This is a genomic window from Bradyrhizobium sp. LTSP885 (assembly GCF_000938305.1).
Lineage (GTDB): Bacteria > Pseudomonadota > Alphaproteobacteria > Rhizobiales > Xanthobacteraceae > Bradyrhizobium.
The window spans coordinates 1-25,375 of sequence record NZ_JYMT01000004.1 but is presented as its reverse complement, the minus strand read 5'-3'; the positions used below and the strand labels follow the sequence as shown (position 1 = coordinate 25,375).

The following is a 25,375-nucleotide window of genomic DNA, read 5'->3' as shown; positions in this document are numbered from 1 at the left end:
ACCCCGCATGACCGAGGTTCTGTTCTACCATCTGCAGAACATGACGCTGGAAAGCGTGCTGCCGCCGCTGCTCGAGAAGTCGCTCGAGCGCGGCTGGCGCGTGGTCGTGCAATCGACATCGCAGGAGCGCGCCGAGACGCTCGATGCGCATTTATGGACCTACAGCGACGATTCGTTCCTGCCGCACGCGATCTGGCGCGTCGGCGACGCGCAGGACCAGCCGATCATCCTGTCGATCGAGGAGGGGAATCCGAACCGGGCCAATGTCCGGTTCCTGATTGAAAATGCGGCGTTGCCGGCCGACTGCGACAGCTATGAGCGGGTGGTTCTCGTGTTCAATGGCGACGATCCGGATGCGGTCGCCGCGGCGCGGGAGAACTGGGCCGCTTGCAAAGCGCGGGGCTTCGAGGTCACCTACTGGCAGGCCGACGAGCGGGGGCGATGGCAGCGGCGCCAATAGCGATATCAGGCAATTAATGATAATTCGAGGTTTCTTGCGGCGGGCCACGGTCATGCCGCAAAGTGATGTTCGGACAACCCCTTACGCATAAGGGTAGGAGCCTTGTCGATCGTGCGGGACGGAACATTCAGTCGAAAGTCGCTGCTGGCGCTGCTCGTGCTTGCGCCCGGCCTGGCCGGCTGCTCGGGCGCGTCCGACATTTTCTCGCGCGATGCGGATTGGTTTTCGCGTCCGAGCCGGGTGTTCATTCGCAACATCTCGATCGAATCCCCGCCGCTGACACCCGATAAGCCGGTGACCAACGACGACCTCGTCAGTGCCGACGGGGGCTGTCCGGGCATGGCACCACCCCCCGGTGCCACCGATGCGAACGCACTTGCAGATGGCGCCGCGGGTGCGCCAGCGCCCCAGCCGATGGGCGGGACCGTCGCGCTCGGTCATACCGAGTGCGATGTCGTACGCGGCATCGGTGCACCTGACAGCGTGAACATGTCCAGCGGCCCACGTGGCGACCGCGTCGCGGTCGTGACCTGGTCGCGCGGGCCGCGCGCCGGCATTTACACCTTCACCGGCGGTCGGCTGACGTCGGTCGAGCGTGGTCCGGATGCTGCGCCGGAGCCAAAGGTCGCAAAGCCGAGGAAGAAAAAGCCGGCAGCGGCCAAGCCTGCGGCAACCTCAAACGGTTGAGGCGAGAACAGGGCGACGTCACGATTCGCCGCTTCCTCGCCGCTTCCTAATTCGGTGCCTCATCAAATTCGGCGCTGGCCTCCAGCCACTCTTGCTCGGCGCGCTGCAACGCGCTTTCAGCGCCGGCGCGTGCCTTGGTGAGTTGTGCCGCCTGCTTGGGATCGCGCGTGAAGATATCGGGTAGCGCAAGCGCGGTGTCGATCTTGGTGATGATGCCGTTGATGCGCTCGATCTCGGCCTCCGCCTGCGTGATCCGCTGTTTGGGCGAAGCGCGCCTTTCGCTCTTGCTGCGCTCGGGCTTTGCAGCCTCCTTGATACGTTCGCGGGAGGCCGGCCGGCTGCCACTGGCCGACAGGACCATCTTCCGGTAGTCGTCAAGATCGCCGTCATATGCCGTCACGGCCTGGTTGGCGACGATCCAAAGCTGATCGGCGCAGGCCTCGATCAGATAGCGGTCGTGCGAGACCATGATGATGGCGCCGGGAAAATCATTGATGGCCTCCGCCAGCGCGGCGCGGCTGTCGATGTCGAGATGGTTGGTCGGTTCGTCCAGGATGATCATGTTCGGGCCAAAGAAAGTCGCAAGCCCGAGCAGCAGCCGTGCCTTCTCGCCGCCTGAGAGGCTCTGCACCTTGGTGTCTCCGGCTTTTCCGGAAAAGCCGATCGCACCGACCCGGCCGCGGACCTTGCTCTCGGGCGCTTCCGGCATCAGCTTGCGGATATGGTCATAAGGCGAGCCATCGAGATTGAGCTCATCGACCTGATGCTGGGCGAAATAGCCGACCGACAATTTGTCGGCGCGCGTGACCCTGCCCGAGAACGGCGCCAGCTTGCCCGCCAGCAGCTTGACCAGCGTCGACTTGCCGTTGCCGTTGGCACCGAGCAGCGCGATGCGATCGTCGGAATCGATGCGCAGCGTCACGCGATTGAGCACGGGCTTGCTTGCCTCGTAGCCGACCGAGACGTCATCCACCGCGATGATCGGAGGCGACAGCAGTTTCTCGGGCGTCGGGAACGAAATCTCGCGGACGTCCTGCGTCACGAGAGCAGTGACCGGCTTCATCCGCTCCAGCATTTTCACGCGTGACTGGGCCTGCCGCGCCTTTGAGGCCTTGGCCTTGAACCGGTCGACAAAGGCCTGCAGCCGCTTGCGCTCATCGGCCTGCCGCTTGGCATGCTTGGCATCGAGCATGTCGCGTGATGCGCGCTGCTCCTCGAACGAGGAATAGGTGCCCTTGTAGAGCGTCAGTTTGCCGCGATCGAGGTGCAGGATCTGATCGACCGAGGTATCCAGCAGGTCGCGGTCGTGGCTGATGACGATCACCGTGCGCGGATAGTTGGCGAGGTGATTCTCCAGCCACAGCGTGCCTTCGAGATCGAGATAGTTGGTGGGCTCGTCCAACAGCAGCAGATCGGGCGCCGAGAACAGCGTCGCCGCGAGCGCGACGCGCATGCGCCAGCCGCCGGAAAATTCGGCGCAGGGACGCGCCTGGTCGGTCGTCGAGAACCCGAGGCCTGAGAGGATCGCGGCGGCGCGGGCCGGAGCCGAGTGGGCGTCGATGTCGATCAGCCGGGTTTGGATTTCGGCGATCCGGTGCGGATCCTGCGCGCTCTCGGCCTCGCGCAACAAAGCGTCGCGCTCGAGATCGGCCCTCAGCACGACGTTGATCAGGCTCTCGGGACCATCGGGCGCTTCCTGTGCGAGGCTGCCGATCCGCCAGCGCGGCGGGATCGCGATGCTGCCGTTTTCGGTCGGGAGGTCGCCACGGATGGCATGAAACAGCGTCGACTTGCCGACCCCGTTGCGGCCGACAAATCCGACGCGCGCGCCGGGTACGATCTGCACGGAACTGTGATCGATCAGCAGCCTTCCGGCGATCCGGACCGAGATGTCGGTGATGGTGAGCATGCAGCGTTGTCACCGGACCCGCCGCCAAACGCAACCCGTCTAAGTGTAAAATCTGCTCCGAAAGCCTGTCCCGGCGCGCCTCGGGAAATGCATCTTGGGCCCGGTATCGGCCCCAAGGGATCTAACAGCGGAATCTAACGGCGATCCTGCTCGCGTCGGCGCATTTCGTCCACGAGCTGCTGTAGACGTGGTGAAAGCGAAGCCTCCGCGCGCATGTTTTGTTGCAGCCGTTCACCAACGGCATCGCAGATCTGGCGACTCGTCTTGTGATCGATCTGGTCGAAATCGCTGTTGGCCTGGGTGATCGTCATGGCATTTCTCTCGGGCAGGTTTTTGAGCATTTCTCGTGGCGAGTTCCACCTCGCGGCATTTAGTCAATCTGTGACATATCAAGTCGCGAGCCCGAGTTTGGTTTCCGGTTGCGGAGCTATCATGCATCGCCCTGAAGCAGCGGTCGCCGCGTGTAGCGACAGGTTCCGGAGCAAAAAAAAGCCCCGGCGCGATGGCCGGGGCTGTTGAAGTCAGGGGAGGGTCGTCAAATCAGTAGCAGCGGTTGATCAGCCGCCAGCGGGGGCCCCAGGGGGTCGGGACCACGCGCCGCACGTAGCAGCCGCCAGAGCCATATCCGTAGCCGCCGTAATAGGCGGGACCTCCGGCGAAGAAGCGCGGGCCGCCCCAACCGCCGTGCCAGCCACCGTGCCAGCCACCACCACCATGCCAGCCACCCCAGGCAGAGGCGGAGGTCGGGGCAAGCGCTGCTGCACCCAGTGAAATGGCGGCAATCGCAGCAAGCGAGAGTTTGCGTAACATGATCGTCTCCTCGAGGTTTGGGCGCGCATCGAGGCGCCCGCGGTGACATCGTTTCCCGAGACGTCCTGTGCGGCTTGCGGAAGGGGCAGCAAGGCGTCCGATCGATGCAGAGCCAAAGCGGCTGCAGCTGAACGCCAGCGGCACGGCGTTGACAGAATGGGTTCACCTTCGTGAAATCGTCGTAATTTGGCCGGGGCGGGAGCCCGGCCGCTGCCGCTGCCACGCCGGATTCGTCACGAGAACGCGTCAAAACTAATGGCTAACGCGTCACAGGGTCGCTTGCCGTTACTCCATCGCGCCGATATAAGCCCCGGCAACTCCCAACCACCCTTTGCAAGGACGAAATCATGGCGATTGAACGCACCTTTTCGATCATCAAGCCCGATGCCACCGAGCGCAACCTGACCGGTGCGGTCAACGCTGTTATCGAGAAGGCGGGACTGCGGATCGTGGCGCAGAAGCGCATCCGCATGACCCGCGAACAGGCCGAGACCTTCTATGCGGTCCACAAGGCGCGCCCGTTCTTTGGCGAACTGGTCGACTTCATGACCTCGGGCCCGGTCGTGGTCCAGGTGCTCGAAGGTGAGGGCGCCGTCCTCAAGTATCGCGACGCGATGGGTGCGACCGATCCGTCGAAGGCGGCCGAGGGCACGATCCGCAAGCTCTATGCAAAATCGATCGGCGAGAACTCGGCGCATGGTTCGGACGCGGCAGAGACTGCGGCGATCGAGATCGCGCAGTTCTTCTCCGGCAACGAAATCGTCGGCTAACGCACGATCCGGAAGGCGGGCACTGGTCTTCCGAAGGGACCGTGCCCAGATAGACCAGGGGAGCGGCGCGCGATCGCCGCCAGGGGGCGGCCGCTAGGCCGAATAGGATTCGCTGTGGACTGGTTGTGGCAGATCTTCGATCCCGCGCACCTCGGCGTGTTCTTTAGCCAGTTCAAGGACGAGATGGCGACGCCGACCTTCTGGGTCGCCGTCGGCAAGATCATCTGGATCAATGTCCTGCTGTCGGGCGACAACGCGCTCGTGATCGCGCTTGCCTGCCGCGGTCTGGCGCCGCGCCAGCGCCTGTGGGGCATGACCTTCGGCGCGGCCGCAGCGGTGCTGCTGCGCGTCATCTTCACCGGCATCGTCGCCAGCCTGATGGAGCTGCCTTATCTGAAGCTCGTCGGCGGACTGGCGCTGATCGTGATCGCCGCCAAGCTGCTGGTGCCGGAGCAGGAGGACGAAGACAGCGTCGATGCGGCCTCGCATTTGTGGGCGGCGGTGCAGATCGTCGTCGTCGCCGACATCGTGATGAGCCTCGACAACGTGATCGCGGTGGCGGCCGCCGCCAATGGCAGCGTGCCGCTCCTGGTGCTCGGACTTGCGATCAGCGTTCCGCTGATCGTCGCCGGCGCCGCGCTGATCATGGCGCTGCTCAACAAATTGCCGCTTCTGGTCTGGGCCGGTGCCGCGCTGCTCGGTTGGATCGCGGGCGACGTCATCGCGACCGATCCGGCCGTGCATCCGAAGCTCGACGCGCTGTTCGCTGGCCCGCTCGGTGCCAGGCTCGATTCCTGGCTGGCGTCTGCAGGCGTGACACCGCAGTTCGCCCATGGCGGCAGCGGCGGCGAAATGCTGTTCGGCGTGCTCGGCGTCATCGTGGTGCTGATCGCAGGGTCGATCTGGCGCCGCCACGCGCTACGCAAGGCCAAGCACGCTGCGAACGCGGCGTGACCGCGGCCGGTTAGCGCCGCACGATCGAGCCGGCGCGCCCAACCAGCCGCGCTAATTGCTTGAAGCGGCTGCCGACGCGGTCGGCGACGAGATCGACCATCCGGTGCTCGAACACCAGCATCAGCTTGCGGCCCTGGGTCCGGAAATGGGTTGCCGGCAGCACGCCGGTACGGGCCGCCGAGATCAGGTGGGCGACGCGGAACGCGGCGCCGAGCACGCGGGCGCGCTCGTTCATCGCCGGCGTCACCAGCGCGCGGATCTGCAGCGGCGGCTCGTTTCCCTCGCTCAGTCCCGCGTAGCGATAGAACACCGAGAGCGCGACGAAGGCGCGGCCCTGGTGCGTGATCGAACCGAAATTTCCGTTCATGATCAGGCTGAGGGTTTCCTCGCCGCGGTGATCGGGATGCACCCGCCAGCCGATGTCGGACAGGAGGCAAGCGACGTGGCGCAGCCGGCGATCGTCCGCGGTCTCGCGCAGCTTCACGACGCGGACCAACCGGTCGGTCCACGCGCTCAGCTCCTGGGCGTGACGGCCCGAGCGCGACAGCAATTCGTTGAGGTTCTGCGCGGCACAGACCAGGCCGTCCTTGGCACGCTCGGTCTGCGGCAGCATTTCGTACAGCAGACCTTCGCGCACACCGAAGGTCGAGAACACGATGGTCTTCGGCTGCGCGACGCGGATGATGTATTCGAGCACCAGCGCGGCATAGGTCAGCAGCGGCCGCCGGGCGTCGGCGACCGCCTCGATGTTGGCCAGCATATTGGTGGCCGCGAGCCGCCGCAGCCGCTGCGCGAAGTCGAGCACCTCGGCGGCCGGAAGCGAATAGCCGTGCATCACCTTGAGCGGATAGCCGCTCTGGATGATGTGGATGCGCGCCAGCGCGCGCCAGGTGCCGCCGACCGCATAGAAGGTGCGGCCACGGCCGGCCTTGAGCTGGGCGACGCCGAGCAACTCGTTCTTGACGATACGTTCCGCCCGCTTGAGCGATTTGTGCGAGAGGTCCTGCAGCGCAAGGCTGCCGAGCGGCAACGTCACGCCGCTGCGCACGCGATTGCCTCTTACGTCGATCAGTTCGAGCGAGCCGCCGCCGAGATCGCCGACGATGCCGTTCGGGTTGTGCACGCCGGAGACGACGCCGAGCGCCGACAGCTTTGCTTCACGCGGCCCCGAGAGAATCTCGATTTTCGCGCCGCAGATGCGTTCGGCCTGGGCGATGAAATCCGCGCCGTTCTTGGCATCGCGGCAGGCCGCGGTCGCGATCGCATAGACGCGGCCGACTTGCTGGATCTTGCACAGTGCCCGAAAGCGACGAAGCGCGGTGAGCGCCTTGTTGACGGCATCGGTCGCGAGCAGGCCGGTGCTCTGGACCTCGCGGCCAAGCCCGCACAGCGCCTTCTCGTTGAAGATGGTGACGAGATTGCGTGCCATCGCCTCGTACACGACGAGACGGACCGAGTTCGAGCCGATATCGATGACAGCGACGCTCGCAGCGCGCTTCCGCGGTCGCTTCACCGTGTAGTTCCCTTATGACGATGACGGCTGCTGGCGTTCGTTGCGACGCGTAAGCCGGCGGGGCGAGGATTCCTTGAGAGACTTGCCACGGCCGGACAGACTCGGATTTGTCATGAAGTAGTTGTGCAGGTTGAAAGGCTCTTCACCTTTCGCGGCCTTCATACGCGTTGACGATCCATCCGGCAACAATTGCCAGCTCTGCTCGGTGTCCTTCAGGTTGGCGACCATGATCTGTTCGAGAACCTGCTGATGCACCGTGGGATTTTGCAGCGGACAGAGCACCTCGACGCGGCGGTCGAGGTTTCGCGGCATCATGTCGGCGGACGAGATATACACAGCAGCTTTCGTGCTCGGCAGGCCTTGCCCCATGCCGAAACAGTAGATTCGGCCATGTTCCAGGAAGCGGCCGATGATCGATTTGACGCGGATGTTCTCGGATAGTCCGGGCAGGCCGGGCCGCAGGCAACAGATGCCGCGCACCACGAGCTCGATCGAGACGCCGGCCTGCGAGGCTTCATACAGCGCGTCGATGATATCGGGATCGACCAGCGCGTTCATCTTCATCCAGATCATGCCGGGCCGGCCATGGCGGACATGGGCGATCTCGCCGTGGATGTGTTCGATGATCCGCTTGCGCAACGTCAGCGGCGACACCGCCATCTTTTCGATGTCGCTCGGCTCGGCATAGCCGGTGATGTAATTGAACACCCGCGCAGCATCGCGGCCGATGATCTGGTCCGAGGTGAAATAGGAGACGTCGGTGTAGATGCGCGCGGTCACCGGGTGGTAGTTGCCGGTGCCGGTGTGCACATAGGTCGTGAGGCTGCCGCCCTCGCGGCGCACCACCATCGACAGCTTGGCGTGGGTCTTCAGCTCGATGAAGCCGTAAACCACCTGCACGCCGGCGCGTTCGAGGTCGCGGGCCCAGCGGATATTGGCCTCCTCGTCGAAGCGCGCCTTCAGTTCGATCAGCGCGGTGACCGACTTGCCGGCTTCGGCGGCATCCGCCAGCGCGCGCACGATCGGCGAGTTGTTCGAGGTACGATACAGCGTCTGCTTGATCGCGACGACGTCGGGGTCGCGCGCCGCCTGCTGCAAGAACTGGACGACGACGTCGAACGATTCATAGGGGTGATGGACCACGAGGTCCTTCTGCCGGATGGCAGCGAAGATGTCGCCGCCATGGTCGCGCACGCGCTCGGGGTGGCGCGGCACATAGGACGGGAATTCAAGGTCGGGGCGGTCGAGACGGGTGAGCTGCGACAGCTCGTTCATCGCGAGCACGCCGTCGACCAGGAATATTTCGTCGTCCGCCGCCGACAGCGCACGCTGCACGAAGCTGCGCAGCTCTTCCGGCATCTTGGCCTCGATTTCGAGACGGATCACCGATCCGCGCCGGCGGCGTTTGAGCGCGGTCTCGAACAGGCGGACGAGGTCTTCGGCCTCTTCCTCGATTTCGAGCTCGGAGTCTCTGATGATCCGGAACGCACCCTGGCCTTTGACCGTGTAGCCGGGGAACAGCCGGCCGATGAACAGGCCGGTCGCCTGTTCCAGCGTGATCAGCCGCACAGCGCCGCCGTCCTTTGCGACAGGGATACGGATGAAGCGGTCGATCTTGCCGGGCATGCGGATCAGTGCGTTCATCGGCTTGCCATCGGAGACCCGCGCCAGATGCAGCGCCACGGTGAAGCCGAGGTTCGGGATGAAAGGGAACGGGTGGGCCGGATCGATCGCCAGCGGCGTCAGCAGCGGGAAGATGTTGTGGAGGAAGTGATCCTCGATCCAGGTGCGCTCGGACTTGGTGACGTCGCGCCCGTCGACCAGCTGGATGCCGGCCCCGGACAGGATCGTGCGGAGGTCGCTCCAGATCGCCTGCTGGTCTGAGGCGAGCTGCGAGACCGACTTGTGGATCATTACGAGCTGTTCCGCCGGCAGTAGGCCGTCCGGGCTGCGCTCGGCAATCCCTTCGCGGACCTGCGCCTTGATGCCGGCGACGCGGACCATGAAGAACTCGTCAAGGTTATTCGCTGAAATCGACAGAAACCGGACGCGCTCCAGCGCGGGATGGCCGGGATTGACTGATTCCTCGAGCACCCGGCGATTGAAATGCAGCCAGGAAAGCTCGCGATTGATGAATCGCTCGGGGCTGGTCGCGATCGCAGGGACGGTCGGAGTGTCCGTCTCTTTGTCTTTGATTTCAATAGCTTGCGACGAGTCCATCAAGTGTCGATCCAATTCGGGGCGTGGGGCCGGGGCAGTCTAGCCGAAGGCCGCGCAAACCATGTGATATTGCGATGACGTTTCAATGACATTGATGTTCCGCCAGCTTCCGTCGTCAAGTCTGGCGGGACCGCTTCAGGCATCGCGCAACAGTTCGGCCGCCAGCGCCCGCGTGACCGGCCGGCCCAGCCGCAGCGCTTCGGTATCGAGCAATTCGACCGCCTGCCGGACGGCGGCATAGGAGCGCTCGATCCGGGTGGTCAGGTAGGTCACGACCGACTCGTCCACGGTCATTTGGCGGTCGGCGCAGAATTTCAGGATCAGGCTGCGAAACACCAAATCGTCGGGCGGCAACAGGGTCACCACCGGCACCGCGCGCAGCCGCGAGCGAAGGTCACGCAGTTCAATCTCGATGGCGGCGGGCGGGATGCGTGCGGTGACCAGGACGAAGGCGTCGTCCTGGCGCGCGAGATTCATCAGATGGAACATCGCGCGCTCGTCGAAATCCAACGGCCGCAGATCTTCGACCACGAGCGCTCCGGTTGCGAGCGCCGCAGGCACGCCATCCGGGGTCAGCGCATGCGCCGAGGTCGCGCGCGCACCTGATAGCTCGGCCCAGATCGCGGCGAGATGGCTCTTGCCGGAGCCTTCCGGTCCGACCAGCAGCATGATGCGGTTCGGCCAGTCGGGCCAGCGATCGATCAGCGCCAGCGCCGCTTCATTGGCCGGACCCTCGAGGAAGTCGTCGCGGGTCAGTCGCTCCTCGTGCGGCAATGCCAAGGCCAATTGACGAGGTTGAACGCTACCTGCCACACAAATCTCCAGACCAGCTATCGCGCGTCGATCGTGCTCATGTGTCGCACCCACTCGACGAGATAGAGGGACACGGAAACCAAAGTAAAGATCGTGACGAATCCCATCAGGATCAGGTCATAGGGGTGTGGCCGGAAGCCAAACCCGAGCGAGGCCAACACCAGCGCCGCGAACGCGACCTGCGCCACCGTATTCAGCTTCGACACCATCAGCGGCTTCATCTCAACCGGCTTGTCGAACAACCATGACACAATCACGGCGGAAACGATCATGATATCGCGCGACACCACGAGGATCACGATCCAGCGCGGCACCGCGCCCCAGATCCCGAGTGCGACATAGATCGAAACCAGCAGCGCCTTGTCGGCGAGGGGATCGAGCAGGGCGCCGAGCTCGCTCGTCATGTTGAAGCGCTTGGCCAGGAAGCCGTCGACTGCGTCCGAGACACCGGCGATCACGAAGATCGCGAATGCGATCTCCATCTGGCTGGAGACGATGGCCCAGACGATCACCGGCACCAGGATGATGCGGCCGAGGGTAATGATGTTCGGAATACTCAACTTGGTCGCTTCCCGGCTACAAGCCTGATTTTACTCGATATCCGGCTCTTGGCTGCAGTGGCCGGATGTTATCTACATAGTTACGCGACGCGTGGGCCGCGAGCCATTGCGCGGCGGCGGAATTCCTCGTAACCAGCCGCTGATCATCTGGAATTGGGCATGACCGAGCGCAAAAACGGGCTCACTTACGCGGATTCGGGCGTCGATATCGATGCCGGCAATCGTCTGGTCGATCTGATCAAACCGATGGTGCGGGCCACGGCGCGCCCCGGGGCGGATGCCGAGATCGGCGGCTTCGGCGGGCTGTTCGACCTCAAGGCCGCGGGCTTCAAGGATCCGGTCCTGGTGGCTGCGACCGACGGCGTCGGCACCAAGCTGAAGATCGCGATCGAAACCGGCATTCATGGCGGCATCGGCATCGACCTGGTGGCGATGTCGGTCAACGATCTCGTCGTGCAGGGTGCGGAGCCGCTGTTCTTCCTCGACTATTTCGCCTGCGGCAAGCTCGACCCCGAAGCCACGGCGGCGATCGTGATGGGAATCGCCGAAGGCTGCCGCGAATCCGGCTGCGCGCTGATCGGCGGTGAGACCGCCGAGATGCCGGGCCTCTACAAGGATGGCGACTACGACCTCGGCGGCTTCGCCGTCGGCGCCGCCGAGCGCGGGACGCTGCTGCCGAGCGGCGATATCGCCGCGGGCGATGCGGTGATCGGTCTGGCATCCTCGGGCGTGCACTCCAACGGCTATTCGCTGGTGCGCAAGATCGTCGAGATGTCCGGTGTTGCCTATGACGCGGCGGCGCCGTTCGCGCCTGTCATGACGCTCGGCGCGGCGCTGCTGACGCCGACGCGGCTCTATGTGAAATCCTGCCTGCGCGCGATCCGCGAGACCGGCGCGGTCAAGGGGCTCGCGCATATCACCGGCGGCGGCTTCACCGACAACATCCCGCGCGTGCTGCCCAAGCATCTCGGCGTCGGCATTGATCTCGCGCGCTTGCCGGTGCTGCCGGTGTTCAAATGGCTGGCCGCACAGGGCGGTATTGCCGAGCTCGAATTGCTGCGCACCTTCAACTGCGGCATCGGGATGATTGCAATCGTCAAGGCTGATGCGGTCGACCAGGTCGCGGAGGTGTTCACCGCCAACGGCGAGACCGTGGCGGTGCTGGGCGAGGTGATCGCGACGAGCGGCGAGCACCGCGTGGTCTATAACGGTCATCTCGATCTCTCGCGATGAAGCGCCGCGTCGCCATCCTGATATCGGGCCGCGGCTCCAACATGGCCGCGCTGATCGAGGCCGCCAAGGCGCCGGATTTTCCAGCCGAGATCGCGGTCGTGGTCTCCAACCGTGCCGGCGCCGCGGGGCTGGAGCGGGCGGCCGCCAGCGGCGTTCCGACCGTCGTCATCGAGAGCAAGCCGTTCGGCAAGGATCGCGCCGGCTTCGAGGCCGTACTGCAGCAGGTGCTCGACGAGAAGCGGGTCGAGTTGATCTGCCTCGGCGGCTTCATGCGGCTGTTCACCCCGGAGTTCGCGCAGGCGTGGTACGGGCGGATGCTCAACATCCATCCATCGCTGCTGCCGTGCTTTCCCGGCCTCGATCCGCACGGCCAGGCGCTGCGCGCGGGCGTGAAGCTCTCCGGCGCGACGGTGCATTTCGTGATCCCGGAGACCGATGCGGGGCCGATCGTGATGCAGGGCGCGGTCACCGTGGCCGATGACGACACGCCCGAGACGCTCGCCGCACGCGTCATCACAATTGAGCATCGTATTTACCCCGAGGCGCTGCGGCTCCTGGCAAGCGGCCGCCTCAGGCTGGACGGCGATCTCTGCCGGACGCTGGGAAGCGCTGCATCCGACAGCACGCTGATCGCGCCGGCGGCGAGCTAGCGCGCCGGCACGCGAAGGAAATCCCCCGGAGGTGATTCGGCCGGGGGCGGTGGCGCGACGTCCTGCGCTGATGGCGCCGGCGTTCAGACCTTGAGATTCTCCGCGGAAGCTTTGCCGCGGTTCTCGACCAGATCGTATTCGACGGTCTGATTTTCGTTGAGCGTCGAGAGCCCGGCACGCTCGACCGCCGAGATGTGGACGAACACGTCCTTGTCTCCAACGGCCGGCTTGATGAACCCGTAACCCTTCGTCGGGTTGAACCACTTGACGGTACCCTTCGGCATCGCCTCTCTCCCAGTTTAGATACAAAAAAGACGCGGCCACGTTTTGCACGTGCCACGCCACAAACGGGCTTTCCGGTGTCTGTTCAATTCCCGAGTCTTCAAGGTCGAAGTCTTCAACGTCGCGAAACGCACAGTCGAACGGCCGCAATCCGAGTGTGAAGGGATTGCAACACGAAAATCGCGGCTTAGCAAGCCTCTGGCATGCCTCGGCGAATCTTCGCGATGCAACCGCAACCTGTGGCCGCCCGACAACAACGCGTTGCGTTCGGCCAGTGGCCGATCGCCCAAGGCGTTGACGCCTCGCGCAAACTGGAGGCAAATCGGCCGGGGCAGGGCCGGATTTCCGTACCTCTCGCGGCTTGCGCAGCTCCTGGGGAATTGAACGTATGTGCCGCTCATCGCGTGGTTGGCGAGCTGGACTGGCCGGAACTGCCGGCGGCCTCGCGCGGGCGGCCGTGGTCGCGGTGCTGGTCGGCGTCGCGATGGCCACCTCGGCCCATGCACAGACCCCGACGCCGACACCAACGCCTACGCCCACGGTAACCCCCACGCCGACCCCCACACCTTCGCCGACACCCAGCCCGACCCCGACCCCGACCCCGACCAGCCCGATCCCGACGATGATCAATGCCAATGTCTCGGCCGGGTCGACCGTCACCAATCTCGGCAGCAACTTCCTGGAGCGGCTCAACAACCAGACGACCAACGGCTTCAACCGGATGTCGCGCAACAATCCCGGCGGCGGCGGTGCATCCGAGAGCACGGACGGGCCGGTCTACCGCAGCTGGGTCGAGGGCTACGGCCTCTCGATGACCAACGGCGCGGCGGGCGGCTATGTCGGCGACACCAGGAAGACCTGGGGCGGCGTTGCCGGGATCGGGGCGCGCGTGGCGCCCGGCGTCAACATCGGCTTCTCGATCGACCAGAGCCACACCGACATCGACGTGCCGCTGGCGCTGCAATCGGCAACGCTCGATCTCACCCAGTTCGGCTTCAGCGCCTCGCTGGACAAGGGGCCGTGGACCTGGGCGGTCGCGATCGTGCACGGCTTCGGCAAGATCAACTCGAGCCGCGACACCGGCTTCGGGCTTGCGATCGCGGGCTACAACGCGCGGCTCGACGGCGCGATCAGCGAGCTCAGCTATTACATCGACAAGGACCAGAGCCGGCTGGTGCCCAAGGGCGCGCTGGAATACGTGCACGCGCGGACCGGATCGTATCAGGAGATCGGCGGCCTCGATCCGGTGTCGGCCACCGCAGCCAGCGTCGACCGGATGCGCCTGCTGCTCGGCGCCGAGGTCGGGCATTACTGGATCGTCGACCAGAAGATTCTCGATCTCTCCGCCTACGGCAAGTTTGTCGACAATCTGGTGCAGAACTTCAGCGATACGACTGTCACACTTGGCGCCCAGAGCCTCACGCTGCAGGGCATCGGGGAGAGCCAGTATGGCGCCGACGCCGGCGCCGCAGCGTCGCTCAGCCTGACATCAACGGCGCGCATCTATGTCAACTACGACGCCAAATTCCGTGCCGCGATGCAGTCGCATCAGGGAACCATCGGCTTCGAAGTGAAGTGGTGAACTACTCCCGATCCACCCGCACCACGCGGCCCTTGTCGATCGCGAGTGCGAGTTCGCCGCGCTTCAGCTTGAGGGCTGCCTCGCCGAACAGTTCGCGCCGCCAGCCATGCAGGGCGCCGACATCGGCATTGTCGTCGGCGGCGATCTGCTCGAGATCGTCGACGGTCGCGATCACCTTGCTCGCCACCGCGTGGCGCTCGGAGGTCATGCGCAACAGCACCTTCAACAGCTCGACGGTCGCGGCACCATTGGAATTGTTGCGCGGCTTTTCGAGCTTCGGCAGCGTGGCCTGATCGCGCGCCAGCCCGCGCTGCACGGCGGCGATGATGTCGCTGCCCCATTTGGAGCGGTCAAAACCCTTCGGCAGCGAACGCAGACCGGCGAGCTTCTCCAGCGAGGTCGGCGCATGGGTTGCGATATCGCCGACCGCGTCGTCCTTCAGCACCCGCGAGCGCGGCACGTCGCGGCTCTGGGCTTCCTGTTCGCGCCAGGCCGCGACCTCGATCAGCACCGCGAGCTCGCGCGGCTTGCGGACGCGGGTCTTGAGCCGCTCCCAGGCGCGTTCGGGGTGGAAGTCGTAGGTCTTCGGCGACGTCAGGACCTCCATCTCCTCGCTGACCCACTCGCTGCGGTCGCGCTTCTTCAGGTCGGCGTCGAGGGCTGCGAAGACGTCGCGCAGATGGGTGACGTCGGAGACCGCGTAGTGAAGCTGGTCGTCGGTCAGCGGACGCCGCGACCAGTCGGTGAAGCGGTGGGTCTTGTCCGGCCGGTGGCCGGTGACGCGCTCGACCAGCTGGTCATAGGCGATGCTGTCGCCATAGCCGAGCACCATGGCAGCGACCTGGGTGTCGAAGATCGGGTGCGGAATGGTTCCGGAGAGGTGCCAGACGATCTCGATGTCCTGCCGCGCCGCGTGGAACACCTTCAGCACCGCTTCGTTCGACATCAGTTCGAAAAGCGGCTTGAGGTCGATCCCCGGTGCCAGCGCGTCGACCACGACGGCCTCGTCCGCGCTTGCCATCTGCACGACGCAGAGCAGCGGATAGTAGGTCGTCTCCCGCAGGAACTCGGTGTCGACGGTGATGACCTTGTGTTGGGCGAGGCGGTCGCAGACGGCCGCAAGGTCGGAGGTGGTGGTAATCAGGTCCATGAACTGTCCATAACGCTTAACAAGGCGTTCGGACGAAAGGGCTATTATGTCAAGGGTCTTGCTGGGATTTTGGCTCTGCATAGGGCGAAGTACAGGGGATTTTTTGCGTGGTGGGGAGCGATTCAGGTGCGTTTTCGATGTGGACGTGCCGCAACTCCATCCGTCGTCCTTGCGAAAGCCAAGGGACCCATAAACACCGAACTTGGTTGGCGGAGGGATTCTGGCCAGAGCGTCGTGCAACGACGGCCATTTGGGGTAATGGGTCCTGGCCCCCCGTGCGCAATCGCGCACTAGGCCAGGACGACGGCGAGTTTGTTGCGCGCTTCAATCTCGACTCACAGAATCTCATTCTCGCGACATGATTTGCCCGAGCTTTGCATTTCGTTTCGCCCTCTCATCGAATAGAGGGCGCAGGGAAAGCCGGGTGCACGCTGCACCCGCGGTCTCGCGTGCAAGGGTAGAAAGAAAACCGCACACGAGCATACAGGTTCAGCGGAGGCACTCCGGCTTTCCCTGCGCGATGGGTTACGGCTTATACGTGCTCTCCCCGGCGAAGACCGGGCTTGTTTGTCACCGTCGTCCGCAAGATGCCTAAGCGCCTCGCGAACTTTTGCCTGCCACTGGGGCGTCCGGACCACACGATTTCACCGTCCGTCTCTGCCACGCTCGTCAGTCGTGACCTCGGCGTCCACCGCATCCCACCGCGCGTTCGTGACGTGCGCTCGCCCCTCAATCGGGTGGGACGGGTGCATTAAACGGCTGAGTTGGGGTTGGTGTCAAGAAAAACTTCCGAAAAAACGAAATGACTTCTGCCGCGAGGGCTTGCCATGTCGGGCAACTCAGTGATTGGCGTCCTCCGGCGCGGACTCTGCAATCGTCTCTCGAAGTTGGAAGTTGACGCAGGGAACTTCCGGAACCCCAAATCGTTATTCCCGATGGATTATGAAACCCAAGAGAAGCGGCAACCCACTGCCGAGGAACGCGCGGCAAAGAAGGAAAAGAGCCTTTGGGACGCCCAAAAGGCGCTGGCCGAGCGGAAGAAGGCGGATGACGCCTTTCGTGCAAACTTCGAACGATTGAAGGCCGAGCGCCTCGCGCGCGAACAGAAGTGATAGCGCATCACGAGGGCGGGTACCCCTCGGTGAATTGGGGCCCTCGGTTCTCCCGGGGCCTTTTTGTTTGAACAGGCGTCGACTTCGCGTGTTAGCCATTCCAGAGAGGACGAAAAAAATGGACGTCAAAGAGCATATGGAAGTGATCGGCGCCGACGGCGTGCACATTGGGACCGTGGACAAGGTCGAAGGTGGTCGCATCAAGCTGACGAAAAAGGACAGCGGTGAGGGGTCTCATAAGGGCCATCATCATTTCATCGATAAGGGCCTCATCGCCGAAGTTGAAGGCAACAAGGTCCGGCTCTCCGCGAACGCGGATGTCGCGGTGACAATGGAGCAGGAAAAATAACGAACGTCATCTGGCAGAGGGGAGCGGAAAATGCCGCCCCCCGCTGCTTGGGAACAGAAAGCCAGAGAACGATAGGAGGCTAGAGGAACAATGCTTCTTCGGTCAGGTTGTCGGAAACGCTGAACCACGCGGAAGCATGCCGGATGCCACTTCGTTGCGATCGATTGCCAGCTTTTTGGACCTTCCCGCTCCTGATTGTTTTGAGCGGATGCAACGCCAAGCCCGAGTGCGATTCCATTGAAACCCGCGGTGCCGTACTCGAAATTGTCTCGGACGACCACCGCAATCCGCTGCTCAACTTCGCCGAAAAAAATTCAACCGCGAAGCCGAATTTAGAGAACACAAAACCGCTCTATCTTCTCGGCGAGAGAATAGTTACGACGTCAACGAGTCCAGATAAGCGAACGCTGCAATGTAGCGGCGCAATTTCGGTGAGCGTCGGCGACATCAAGGCCTCGAAAGAGCTGGATTTCACGGTGCAACAATCGCCGGACGGCAAAATATCCGTATCAGTTATTCCGTTCCAGTTTTGAGTATGGCTCAACCGATCCAGCCGACGGAGTCGCGTCCGTCACGGCGATTCAATCAGCGATCGCCAAGTGATAAACTCGAATGGGTGACGCATCTGCCGGCAAGGGGCTTGCACCGGCTGGGCCTAGACCGGACTGATCAGTTCCTTGCCGGCGCGTTGGATGCGCGACGGCCATCCGAGCCGCGATGCGAGTGCCGTCAAACTGTCCTTGGTCAAGCGGTGCACGGGGCGTTCGAGCACGCGCCAGACAAACCACGCCAGCAGGACCATGCCGGTCACGACGATCACGGACCACAGAGCGTGGTTCCGATCGGACGCCGCGGAGAGAAAGATCACGTAGCCGAGCTGCATATGCAGAAGGTAGAGCGGATAGGTGATGCCGCCTGCGGCGACGACGAGGACCCTCGGCAACGGAATGGACTTGATGCGGGTCGCCAGGAACACGATGCCCAGCGAGACGACGCAGATGGCCGCAACGATGCGGGGATCGAAGCTGCCACCGGTATGGACGTCGAGCCGCTCCAGCTTGTGGACGGCCTGAAACACTGCCGTTCCCAGCGCCAGCGCCAGCAGGCCATAGAGCTTGGCGTCGCGCCGCCCGCGGTAATGCTCGTAGATCAGCAGACCCACGGCGAAGAAGCCGCTGTCGTCGGCCATGAACAGCTTCTCGAACAGCGGAGCGTCAATGGTGAGTTCGTTGACGAAAGTGATTGCGAGCCACGCGAGGATGATGACGTCGATCCGCCGCGGGAACAGGCCCAACGCCAGCAACGCCGTGACCCAGGCGTAGAACACGACCTCGATCACCAGTGACCAGTAGGCCGCATCGACGTAGGGCTGGCCGAACATGGGGGCTGCAATGAACAGGTTCGCCAGCCATTGCCCTGATGTCACCTGGAAATGCCCGCGGCCCAGCACCAGCGTCGCGAGGAACGTCAGCGTCATGCAAATCACGAAGGTCGGGTAGATTCGGCTGAAGCGGGCGATCGCGAACCCGACCGGCGTCCTGCCTTCCGCCGAGTAGGCGATGACAAAGCCGCTGATCGCGAAGAACACGGGCACGCCGAGGAACCCGTATTGCGCGATCGGGGTCAGCCACGGCAGCGCGACTTGCGTGACGCCGTCGTTCGACGCGGGGCCCCAGAAACCGTAATGGTACAGGATCACGGCGCCTACGGCGGCGACGCGCATCAGGTCCAGCGCGGGGACTCTCGTTGTGTCCGGCTGTCCATTGACGGTTGGCATCTGCCTTGCTCCAGAGGCAAACATTCTCCGGCCAAACCGGTGAAAGTGCTGTTAACCAGACGCCTGAAAGGGCGGTCCTGACTGTTCAGGACTGGAACAGCGCCGTGGCGACGCCGCATGCGGCGCAGAGCGCGACCACCAGCAGCGGCGGCGCGCGCCATGCGGTGAGCAGGACGAAGCCGGCGAGTGCGATCGCGACATCGAGCGGGCGATGAACCGTGGTGCTCCAGACCGGATCGTAGAGGGCCGCGCCGAGGATGCCGACGACCGCGGCGTTAACGCCGCGCATCATCGCCTGCGCGTTGGCCCGCTTGCGGAAACTGTTCCAGAACGGCAGGGCGGCGAGCAGGACGAGGATCCCGGGCACGAAGATGCCGATCAGTCCAACGATCGCGCCCGGCACGCCGCCGATCACAGCGCCGAGATAGGCGGCGAAGGTGAACAGAGGACCCGGCACCGCCTGTGCCGCGCCATAGCCGGTCAGGAAGGCGTCGTCGCTGATCCAGCCCGGCGCTACGGCCGCTTCGCGCAACAGCGGCAGGACGACGTGCCCGCCGCCGAACACCAGCGCCCCCGAGCGATAGAACGCGTCGAACATGCCGAGGCCGGGCCACATCCGGGCAAGCAATGGTAGCCCGACCAGCAGCGCGACGAACACCGCGAAGGCGCCGAGGCCAACGCGGCGCGATACCGGCATCGCGATGTGGGCGGCGTCACTGGCCTGTTGCTGCGCCTGGCAGAGCCGGAGTCCAGCGACGGCGCCCAGGACGATCGCTCCGATCTGCGCGATCGACGAGGAACTGATGAGGATGACAATCGCCGCCACCGTTGCAATCGACGCACGCTCGCGGTCGGGACACAGCGAGCGCGCCATGCCCCAGACCGCCTGGGCCACGATCGCAACCGCAACCAGCTTGAGGCCGTGGACCAGCCCGGTGCCTACCGGGCCGCTCAGCCCGCTCGCGCCGAAGGCGAACAGCACGAGTGCGATCGCCGAGGGTAGCGTGAAGCCGGTCCAGGCCGCCAGCGCGCCCAAATACCCGGCGCGCATCAAGCCGAGCGAAAAGCCGACCTGGCTGCTCGCCGGACCCGGCAGGAACTGGCAAAGCGCGACGAGGTCCGCGTAGGACTGCTCGTCAAGCCAGCGCCTGCGGACGACGAACTCGTCGCGGAAATAACCGATATGGGCGATCGGGCCGCCGAAGCAGCTCACGCCGAGCTTGAGGAAAATCAGTAGTACCTCAAGGGGCGAATGCGTCTGGCTCGCCGCCGAAGGCCGCGCGTCTGGGTGATCGATGTGTCCGGTGTCGCTCAAGTGTTGCCGATTCCCTGAGTTGCGTAAGCCCATGTGTCGGGCCACGATATCGCCATTCGATGACGGGTTAAGCGAGATTATTTCAACGACGACTGGCTTCAACCGATCCAGCCGAGCAGGCGAAACCAGAGCAGATACAGCGGCCCGAGCAGCACGAACGAGATCAGCCCGACCAGCAGGCACATCTTGAGCGCGGCGCTGGCTGGGACCCAGGCCATGCCGGCGGCGACGACGATCGGCGCGGCTTGATAGGGCAGCAGCGGCGTTGCATAGGCGAAGACCTGCGACATCAGGACGGTCGGCAGGCTCAGGCCGGTGTGCTCGGCAAGTGCCGAGGCAAGCGGCGTGAACACGGCGGGCACGCCGTTGGCGGTGACGACGAAATTCAACAGGCTGGCGAGCCCGATCATCGAGGCGAAATCGGCCGCCGGGTGGGCCGGATCGAGCGGCAGATGCGGAATCAGCGCATCGCCGATCGCGTTGCCGAGCCCGGACCAGGCAACGACGGCGGCAAGCCCGAGGATACCGGCGAGGTAGACGCAGGTGCGGACATTGACGCCGGCGGCGAACTCCTCGCCGTTGAGGAATCCGATCCGCGGCAGCAGGCAGAGGCACGCCGACACCAGGCCCACCCAGGCCGGGCGGATACCGTGCACATTGTCCGTCATCCAGAGCGCGAGCGTGACCAGCAGAATGAGCGACAGCCGCCATTCGGCGGCGCTCATCGGTGTTGTTACCGCGCGGCCTTCGATCCGCTGCGGCGAGGCCGGAAACATCCACATCAGGCAGCCGACGAGGACGACGCCCTTGAGGATGCCGATCACAGGCGCATGCAGCACGAGATACGACATGTAGTCGAAATGAACGCCATAGGCGCGCTCGGCCGCGCCCGTCATGATCAGGTTCGGCACATTGGCCGGCAGGATCGACGCAGACAGTTGATAGGTGCCGAAGCCGACGGCGAGCGCCAACGCCGTGCGGCCGGGCGATCCCTCAGCCAAGCCGGCGCGATCGGCCAGCGCCATGATGATCGGCATCAACAGCGCGATGCGACCCATGTTCGACGGCATCACGAAAGCCAGCGCGTAGGTCAGCGCAATGACGCCGGCCACCATCGCGAACCAGGATCCGGTGAGCCGGCCGGCGAGGTGCCCGGCAATCCGGTCGGCCAGTCCGACTTTGCGGATCGCAGCGCCGATCACGAAGCCGCCGAGCACCAGCCAGAACGCATCCGACTGAAAACCGGAGAACAGCACCTCCGGCGGCGCCGCGCGGAACACGGCGACCGCGGCAAAGAACAGCAGGGCGGTGAGATATTCGGGCAGCACGCTGGTGGCCCAGAGCAGGATCGCGATCGCTGCAAACCAGCCGGGATGAATCAGCGACGTGGCGGTCGAGGTCATGGTGTAATTGCTGGTAGAGGGCGGGATCGGTGAAGTCGCAGTGTCGCGACTCGCTGGAACATGCGCAAACATAGCATTGGAGAGCAGGGCTGTGTGCGAGCCCAGCGGGCAGCTGTGCTGCGGTCGCGATAGACAGTACCCGCGTCGAGGCCGCGCGTTCGGCGGCAAGCCTGATCTTAGCGCGGGCGCGCCATGTCAGCGAGAGCCGTCCACTCCCGTGCGATCGTGCCCCGGATGATGCCGGGCGGAAGCGCGCCAATTCTTGCAAGATCAGGCATCGGAATATTGCACACTTCGACGAAGTAATTCACCGCGTCGCCAATCGTCTGAATTCCGATGGCCTGAGCTGCGGGGGCATGTGTTCGGACGCAGGCCTTGAGATTGGAAATGACGTGCCGCAGTTGCTCATCTTGAGCAGTCTGCGCTGACACCGCCGATGCTGACCAAGGCACCGCAGCAAGCATCAGTGTGATCGCGGTCCTCGACAGCACAATTCACCCATCAAAATGCTATCGGGTTGGATCAGACTATTGGGGCTCAAATGCGGTCGGGACCGGCTCAAACTAATGCCACTGAACGTCGCAAAGGCGATCGGATCGCGCACTCACTCGTAGCCCATCTTCTTCGACGGCCGGCGCGCCGCCGGCATCGCCAGCACCACGAGGCACAGCGCAATCATCGCCATTCCCATAAACTCAAATGCAAACGCGTCCACGGGTCATTCTCCCCCATTGCGAAACCGTTAGACTTGTTCGGGGTGCATTGACGCGCTGTTAAGTCTTATGGTTACCGCAGGCGGGCTCCGCGCATGGTGGAAGGTGAGTTAACGCTCACGAGGCGGCGTTACGCCGCGACGCTCAACGGACCGGTGCGAAGCTTCAGATCGACCGGCGTCGGGTTGCGGAGAATATCCAGCACGGGACAATGCCGGTCGACCGTCTCCTTCAGCCGCGCGATGTCGGCGGCGGATGCGGGACTATCGATGACGACGTGCGCTTCGATGTGCTGGAAGCCGGGCCGGACGCCTTGATCGACGTTGAAGAAGCCGCGCAGATCGATCGTACCGGACAACTGGACCGACACGCCGTTGAGGGGAATCCCCAACGCGTCCGCATAGAGGCGATAGGTGATTTCCTGGCATGAGCCGAGCGCTGCAAGAATGTACTCGACGGGATTGGGCGCGGTGTCCTGACCGCCGAGCGCCGGCGGCTCGTCTACGCCGACATTGAACTGCCGGACCGCGACGCTGCTGTTCACGCCGTCACCGAGACGCGAACTCGCCTGAAACACGGCCTGCGCCTGTGCGGGATCGGCGCCGAGCGCCTGTTGAGTGTCCGAGAAAACCTGTTTGAACTTGAAGGTCATTGTTCGTCTTCCTCTGGGATCAGCGACCAGAGGCTGATCGAACAACGTAAGTCAGGCAATAGCGGCACAACAAAAACGACAGCCGCGGTGCGAAGCGCGAAATTTGCAGCAGCATTTTTCTCGTGCGTGCAGGAGTGCAGACGAAATCGATCGAGAGGTTGGAAGCGGGGTGGACTGCGGCGACGCCGATCGTTTCCGATAAGGCGAGTTGATGCTCACCAGTGGTGGATGGAGGCTACCTACCGCGTTGGTCACGCAAATGTCCGAGCGGAAGCGGCGCTCCTGCCTTGATGGTCTGGAGCGCAATGTTGCTCCTCACTTCCTTCACGATCGACAAGTTCAAGAGCTTGCCGACCAGGAATTGCTGGTAATGTTCGAGGTCGGGCACCACTACTTCCAGGAAGTAGTCAGACTCGCCTGAGACGAGATGGCATGCGACCACCTCGGGGAGTGCCGCGATGGTCTTCTCGAAGCCGAGTGCGACGTCGTTGGCGTGGCCGTCGATCTTGACGCCGACGAAGACCGAGAAGCCGAGACCGACGCGCTCGCGGCGCAGGGCTGCGCGATAGCCTTCGATATAGCCTTCGCGCTCCAGGCGCTTGACGCGGCGCAGGCAAGGCGAGGGCGACAGCCCGATACGGTCAGCGAGTTCGACATTTGTCAGCCGCGCATCCGCCTGCAACTCGACGATGATCCGACGGTCAATCGCGTCCATATCGGATTTTGGCATGATAGCGAAGCTTTCGCGAGGCCAAGGGCGAGATATTGCGCACAGCTTAGGTTAGACGGCGCAGTTTGCAAGGACCTGCCTTGCCCCGAGATGCGATCGTTCGGCTGCAATTCTCAACCCGGAGCCGACGCAAATGACGAACGCCGCCACCCATGCCGCCTTGCTCGCCGCGGTCGATCGGTACCTCGAGCTGATGTACGATTCCGACATCGGGCGGTTTGACAGCGTATTCGCGCCATCGGCCCATTTGCACGGCCTTCGCGATGGTGGTTTGCGCATCCTGCCCGCGGCCGAGTACCGCAAGCTGCTTGCGTCAAACCCATCCCCAAAGGCCAAGAATGCGCCGCGGCAGCAGGAGATATTGTTGGTCGATTTTGCCTCGCCGGATCAGGCGCTCGTCAAGGTGAGGGTGCGGATCGACACGATCATCTATGTCGACTACCTCTCGTTCCATCTGGTCAATGGCTGCTGGTTGGTGACCGCCAAGTCGTTCCACGCCGAGAAGCGATTTGAGACTTAAGCAGCGGAGGCGTGGTCTCTGGCGCTGCCAGCCACGCATCAACGCGCTCGATGAAAGCTGTGCTCTCTCCGCGTCATTGCGAGAAGCGAAGCGACGAAGCAATCCATGCTTCCGCACAAGCGGAGCGATGGATTGCTTCGCTTCGCTCGCAATTGTGCAAGTTCACTAATTCGCTGATTGAATGGGTTCAGTTTTGGTCGCAGCGAAGTCCTTTGGTGTCTGGCCGCCAAGGGCCTGATGAGGCCTGTGGTTGTTGTAGTAGATCAGGTACTCGAAGAGTTCATTGGCGAAGTGATCGAGGTTATCGAAGGTTGCCCCATCGATGACGTCGTCGTCGAGGGTACGCCAGAACCGTTCGATCTTGCCGTTGGTCTGCGGCCGATAGGGTCTGGTGTAGCGATGCTTGATGCCGAGTTCGAGGAGCATGGCTTCGAAGGGATGCTCTTCACGGTTGTTTCGGGATGCGAACTCGGCGCCGTTGTCGGACATGATTTCGGCGAAGACCAGCCCATAGGTGACGTTGAGGGTGTTGATCATCTTCAGCGTCCTGAACATGACCGGCAAGGCTTTCTTGGAGGTGATGACCTCGGCCCAGGCCAGGCGCGAGCAGCTGTCGATCAGGCTGACGATATAGGCCGTGGCCGGGGGTGGCGCCAGGAACACGTCGCGTGGCAGCTGATGCAGATCGACATGGCCAAGTTCGCCGAGCTTGTCCTTGATAATGCGGCGTTTCTCCTCGCGCATCGCCGGCGTGCGCCGGTTCAGATGATAGCGTTTCAGGACCCGGTAGATCGTCGACGGCGAGGGTAGCGTATCGCGCCGCTCGCGCAAGACAGCATGGATCTCGTAGCGGTTCATCCCCCTCTGGCGGCAAGCAACGATCTCGGCCTCGATGCCTTCCGGTTCGCGCCGTTCCTTCCACTTCGGTCCGCGCCGCCGCGGCAAGAGGTCGGCCTCCTCGCCGCTTTGCAAATAGCGGTTGTAACACTTCCGGAAGGTTTGCGAGCAGGTGCCGTGATGCCGATAAAAATCTCCGACCCGGCGGAACGTTGCCGACCGCCCGGCTTTCACCGCCTCGTATTCCGGGATCAGGAACCGCCACTTCTGCAGGTAGTTCCGCTCAATCGTCCGGTCGTAGCTGTTGTCGCGCATCGAATCCTCCCGCAAGAGAATTCAATCAGCGAATTAGTGAACTTGCACAGCAATGACGG

At 63.7% G+C, this 25,375-nt stretch carries 26 protein-coding genes and 3 pseudogenes; 11 read left to right on the top strand and 18 right to left on the bottom strand.

The window, feature by feature from the left end; genetic code table 11:
• The first annotated feature begins 7 nt into the window (after positions 1 to 7).
• A complete protein-coding gene (locus UP09_RS02435) occupies positions 8 to 460 on the top strand; it encodes a DNA polymerase III subunit chi (protein ID WP_044536438.1) in 453 nt (150 codons plus the stop codon).
• 102 nt (positions 461 to 562) lie between these two features.
• A complete protein-coding gene (locus UP09_RS02430) occupies positions 563 to 1,147 on the top strand; it encodes a hypothetical protein (protein ID WP_082069941.1) in 585 nt (194 codons plus the stop codon).
• Positions 1,148 to 1,193: 46 nt separating this feature from the next.
• Here UP09_RS02430 and UP09_RS02425 read toward each other — a convergent pair whose 3' ends face one another.
• The 3 genes from UP09_RS02425 to UP09_RS36710 form a co-directional block, all read right to left on the bottom strand.
• Entirely contained in the window at positions 1,194 to 3,056 is a 1,863-nt protein-coding gene (locus UP09_RS02425; RefSeq protein ID WP_044536437.1) for an ABC-F family ATP-binding cassette domain-containing protein, read from the bottom strand.
• A 134-nt stretch (positions 3,057 to 3,190) separates the two neighbouring features.
• Positions 3,191 to 3,367, bottom strand: a complete 177-nt coding sequence (locus UP09_RS38015; protein ID WP_197082586.1) for a hypothetical protein — start codon at positions 3,365 to 3,367, stop codon at positions 3,191 to 3,193.
• Between the two features lie 229 nt (positions 3,368 to 3,596).
• Positions 3,597 to 3,866: a sulfur globule protein precursor gene (locus UP09_RS36710; RefSeq protein ID WP_082069940.1), complete on the bottom strand. Its 270-nt coding sequence runs from the start codon at positions 3,864 to 3,866 to the stop codon at positions 3,597 to 3,599.
• Positions 3,867 to 4,213: 347 nt separating this feature from the next.
• Here UP09_RS36710 and ndk point away from each other — a divergent pair, with 347 nt between their 5' ends.
• Complete coding sequence (gene ndk / locus UP09_RS02415; protein ID WP_044536435.1) at positions 4,214 to 4,636, top strand: nucleoside-diphosphate kinase; 423 nt, start codon at positions 4,214 to 4,216, stop codon at positions 4,634 to 4,636.
• Positions 4,637 to 4,750: 114 nt separating this feature from the next.
• Positions 4,751 to 5,590 carry a TerC family protein gene (locus UP09_RS02410; RefSeq protein WP_044536434.1) on the top strand — a complete coding sequence of 280 codons (840 nt, stop codon included), beginning with the start codon at positions 4,751 to 4,753 and terminating at the stop codon, positions 5,588 to 5,590.
• Positions 5,591 to 5,600: 10 nt separating this feature from the next.
• Here UP09_RS02410 and ppx read toward each other — a convergent pair whose 3' ends face one another.
• The 4 genes from ppx to UP09_RS02390 form a co-directional block, all read right to left on the bottom strand.
• A complete protein-coding gene (ppx, locus tag UP09_RS02405) occupies positions 5,601 to 7,103 on the bottom strand; it encodes an exopolyphosphatase (RefSeq protein ID WP_044536433.1) in 1,503 nt (500 codons plus the stop codon).
• Between the two features lie 12 nt (positions 7,104 to 7,115).
• The gene (locus UP09_RS02400; RefSeq protein ID WP_044536432.1) at positions 7,116 to 9,323 is read right to left on the bottom strand and encodes an RNA degradosome polyphosphate kinase; all 2,208 of its coding nucleotides are present in this window, start codon (positions 9,321 to 9,323) and stop codon (positions 7,116 to 7,118) included.
• Positions 9,324 to 9,458: 135 nt separating this feature from the next.
• Positions 9,459 to 10,136 carry a P-loop NTPase family protein gene (locus tag UP09_RS02395; RefSeq protein ID WP_044536431.1) on the bottom strand — a complete coding sequence of 226 codons (678 nt, stop codon included), beginning with the start codon at positions 10,134 to 10,136 and terminating at the stop codon, positions 9,459 to 9,461.
• Between the two features lie 17 nt (positions 10,137 to 10,153).
• Complete coding sequence (locus UP09_RS02390; RefSeq protein WP_044536430.1) at positions 10,154 to 10,696, bottom strand: CDP-alcohol phosphatidyltransferase family protein; 543 nt, start codon at positions 10,694 to 10,696, stop codon at positions 10,154 to 10,156.
• Positions 10,697 to 10,855: 159 nt separating this feature from the next.
• Between UP09_RS02390 and purM the strand changes: the two genes are divergently transcribed.
• Positions 10,856 to 11,929: a phosphoribosylformylglycinamidine cyclo-ligase gene (gene purM / locus UP09_RS02385; RefSeq protein ID WP_044536429.1), complete on the top strand. Its 1,074-nt coding sequence runs from the start codon at positions 10,856 to 10,858 to the stop codon at positions 11,927 to 11,929.
• A complete protein-coding gene (gene purN, locus UP09_RS02380; RefSeq protein ID WP_044536428.1) occupies positions 11,926 to 12,579 on the top strand; it encodes a phosphoribosylglycinamide formyltransferase in 654 nt (217 codons plus the stop codon). Before purM ends, purN begins: the two co-directional genes overlap by 4 nt.
• Before the next feature lie 83 nt (positions 12,580 to 12,662).
• Here purN and UP09_RS02375 read toward each other — a convergent pair whose 3' ends face one another.
• The gene (locus UP09_RS02375; protein WP_044536427.1) at positions 12,663 to 12,863 is read right to left on the bottom strand and encodes a cold-shock protein; all 201 of its coding nucleotides are present in this window, start codon (positions 12,861 to 12,863) and stop codon (positions 12,663 to 12,665) included.
• Between the two features lie 386 nt (positions 12,864 to 13,249).
• On the opposite strand from UP09_RS02375, the gene UP09_RS02370 reads away from it, so the two are divergent.
• A complete protein-coding gene (locus UP09_RS02370) occupies positions 13,250 to 14,443 on the top strand; it encodes an autotransporter outer membrane beta-barrel domain-containing protein (protein WP_082069939.1) in 1,194 nt (397 codons plus the stop codon).
• 1 nt (position 14,444) lies between these two features.
• Here the strand turns inward: UP09_RS02370 and rnd are convergent, their stop codons facing one another.
• Positions 14,445 to 15,593 carry a ribonuclease D gene (rnd, locus tag UP09_RS02365; RefSeq protein WP_044536426.1) on the bottom strand — a complete coding sequence of 383 codons (1,149 nt, stop codon included), beginning with the start codon at positions 15,591 to 15,593 and terminating at the stop codon, positions 14,445 to 14,447.
• A gap of 935 nt (positions 15,594 to 16,528) precedes the next feature.
• Here rnd and UP09_RS38010 point away from each other — a divergent pair.
• The 3 genes from UP09_RS38010 to UP09_RS02350 all read left to right on the top strand — a co-directional run bounded on the left by UP09_RS38010 (position 16,529) and on the right by UP09_RS02350 (position 17,587).
• Complete coding sequence (locus tag UP09_RS38010; protein WP_197082585.1) at positions 16,529 to 16,705, top strand: hypothetical protein; 177 nt, start codon at positions 16,529 to 16,531, stop codon at positions 16,703 to 16,705.
• Positions 16,706 to 16,823: 118 nt separating this feature from the next.
• Complete coding sequence (locus tag UP09_RS02355) at positions 16,824 to 17,054, top strand: DUF2171 domain-containing protein (RefSeq protein ID WP_044536424.1); 231 nt, start codon at positions 16,824 to 16,826, stop codon at positions 17,052 to 17,054.
• A 143-nt stretch (positions 17,055 to 17,197) separates the two neighbouring features.
• Positions 17,198 to 17,587 (top strand): hypothetical protein, encoded by a 390-nt coding sequence (locus UP09_RS02350; RefSeq protein ID WP_156164404.1) that lies wholly within the window; start codon positions 17,198 to 17,200, stop codon positions 17,585 to 17,587.
• Positions 17,588 to 17,709: 122 nt separating this feature from the next.
• Here UP09_RS02350 and UP09_RS02345 read toward each other — a convergent pair whose 3' ends face one another.
• From UP09_RS02345 to UP09_RS02320, 6 genes are all read right to left on the bottom strand, one after another.
• Positions 17,710 to 18,831: an acyltransferase family protein gene (locus UP09_RS02345; protein ID WP_044536422.1), complete on the bottom strand. Its 1,122-nt coding sequence runs from the start codon at positions 18,829 to 18,831 to the stop codon at positions 17,710 to 17,712.
• Between the two features lie 85 nt (positions 18,832 to 18,916).
• Positions 18,917 to 20,146 (bottom strand): chromate efflux transporter, encoded by a 1,230-nt coding sequence (chrA, locus tag UP09_RS02340; protein WP_245301738.1) that lies wholly within the window; start codon positions 20,144 to 20,146, stop codon positions 18,917 to 18,919.
• 98 nt (positions 20,147 to 20,244) lie between these two features.
• Positions 20,245 to 21,549, bottom strand: a complete 1,305-nt coding sequence (locus UP09_RS02335; RefSeq protein ID WP_044536421.1) for an SLC13 family permease — start codon at positions 21,547 to 21,549, stop codon at positions 20,245 to 20,247.
• Positions 21,550 to 21,725: 176 nt separating this feature from the next.
• Positions 21,726 to 22,013, bottom strand: a complete 288-nt coding sequence (locus UP09_RS02330) for a hypothetical protein (RefSeq protein ID WP_044536420.1) — start codon at positions 22,011 to 22,013, stop codon at positions 21,726 to 21,728.
• Between the two features lie 379 nt (positions 22,014 to 22,392).
• Positions 22,393 to 22,914, bottom strand: coding sequence for an OsmC family protein (locus tag UP09_RS02325; RefSeq protein ID WP_044536419.1), 522 nt, complete (start codon positions 22,912 to 22,914; stop codon positions 22,393 to 22,395).
• A 235-nt stretch (positions 22,915 to 23,149) separates the two neighbouring features.
• Positions 23,150 to 23,644 (bottom strand): Lrp/AsnC family transcriptional regulator, encoded by a 495-nt coding sequence (locus tag UP09_RS02320; protein WP_044536418.1) that lies wholly within the window; start codon positions 23,642 to 23,644, stop codon positions 23,150 to 23,152.
• A 133-nt stretch (positions 23,645 to 23,777) separates the two neighbouring features.
• Here UP09_RS02320 and UP09_RS02315 point away from each other — a divergent pair, with 133 nt between their 5' ends.
• Positions 23,778 to 24,164 carry a nuclear transport factor 2 family protein gene (locus UP09_RS02315; RefSeq protein ID WP_044536417.1) on the top strand — a complete coding sequence of 129 codons (387 nt, stop codon included), beginning with the start codon at positions 23,778 to 23,780 and terminating at the stop codon, positions 24,162 to 24,164.
• Between the two features lie 165 nt (positions 24,165 to 24,329).
• Here the strand turns inward: UP09_RS02315 and UP09_RS38905 are convergent.
• From UP09_RS38905 to UP09_RS02310, 3 pseudogenes are all read right to left on the bottom strand, one after another.
• A pseudogene (locus UP09_RS38905) lies at positions 24,330 to 24,515 on the bottom strand (integrase core domain-containing protein); the annotation flags it as partial.
• Positions 24,494 to 24,575 (bottom strand): annotated as a pseudogene (locus UP09_RS38900) (integrase core domain-containing protein); the annotation flags it as partial. The pseudogenes UP09_RS38905 and UP09_RS38900, both read right to left, overlap by 22 nt.
• A 24-nt stretch (positions 24,576 to 24,599) precedes the next feature.
• Positions 24,600 to 25,316: pseudogene (locus tag UP09_RS02310) on the bottom strand (helix-turn-helix domain-containing protein); the annotation flags it as partial.
• Between the last annotated feature and the right edge of the window lie 59 nt (positions 25,317 to 25,375).

Coding starts and splice junctions, on each gene's coding strand:
- UP09_RS36710 (WP_082069940.1), bottom strand. CDS start 3,866: ATGTTACGCAAACTCTCGCTTGCTGCGATTGCCGCCATTTCACTGGGT.
- UP09_RS02400 (WP_044536432.1), bottom strand. CDS start 9,323: ATGGACTCGTCGCAAGCTATTGAAATCAAAGACAAAGAGACGGACACT.
- ndk (WP_044536435.1), top strand. CDS start 4,214: ATGGCGATTGAACGCACCTTTTCGATCATCAAGCCCGATGCCACCGAG.
- UP09_RS02370 (WP_082069939.1), top strand. CDS start 13,250: ATGTGCCGCTCATCGCGTGGTTGGCGAGCTGGACTGGCCGGAACTGCC.
- UP09_RS02375 (WP_044536427.1), bottom strand. CDS start 12,863: ATGCCGAAGGGTACCGTCAAGTGGTTCAACCCGACGAAGGGTTACGGG.
- UP09_RS02330 (WP_044536420.1), bottom strand. CDS start 22,013: ATGCTTGCTGCGGTGCCTTGGTCAGCATCGGCGGTGTCAGCGCAGACT.
- UP09_RS02320 (WP_044536418.1), bottom strand. CDS start 23,644: ATGCCAAAATCCGATATGGACGCGATTGACCGTCGGATCATCGTCGAG.
- UP09_RS02345 (WP_044536422.1), bottom strand. CDS start 18,831: ATGCCAACCGTCAATGGACAGCCGGACACAACGAGAGTCCCCGCGCTG.
- purM (WP_044536429.1), top strand. CDS start 10,856: ATGACCGAGCGCAAAAACGGGCTCACTTACGCGGATTCGGGCGTCGAT.
- UP09_RS38010 (WP_197082585.1), top strand. CDS start 16,529: ATGGATTATGAAACCCAAGAGAAGCGGCAACCCACTGCCGAGGAACGC.
- rnd (WP_044536426.1), bottom strand. CDS start 15,593: ATGGACCTGATTACCACCACCTCCGACCTTGCGGCCGTCTGCGACCGC.
- UP09_RS02315 (WP_044536417.1), top strand. CDS start 23,778: ATGACGAACGCCGCCACCCATGCCGCCTTGCTCGCCGCGGTCGATCGG.
- UP09_RS02425 (WP_044536437.1), bottom strand. CDS start 3,056: ATGCTCACCATCACCGACATCTCGGTCCGGATCGCCGGAAGGCTGCTG.
- UP09_RS02435 (WP_044536438.1), top strand. CDS start 8: ATGACCGAGGTTCTGTTCTACCATCTGCAGAACATGACGCTGGAAAGC.
- UP09_RS02325 (WP_044536419.1), bottom strand. CDS start 22,914: ATGACCTTCAAGTTCAAACAGGTTTTCTCGGACACTCAACAGGCGCTC.
- UP09_RS02350 (WP_156164404.1), top strand. CDS start 17,198: ATGCCACTTCGTTGCGATCGATTGCCAGCTTTTTGGACCTTCCCGCTC.
- UP09_RS02355 (WP_044536424.1), top strand. CDS start 16,824: ATGGACGTCAAAGAGCATATGGAAGTGATCGGCGCCGACGGCGTGCAC.
- UP09_RS02335 (WP_044536421.1), bottom strand. CDS start 21,549: ATGACCTCGACCGCCACGTCGCTGATTCATCCCGGCTGGTTTGCAGCG.
- purN (WP_044536428.1), top strand. CDS start 11,926: ATGAAGCGCCGCGTCGCCATCCTGATATCGGGCCGCGGCTCCAACATG.
- UP09_RS38015 (WP_197082586.1), bottom strand. CDS start 3,367: ATGACGATCACCCAGGCCAACAGCGATTTCGACCAGATCGATCACAAG.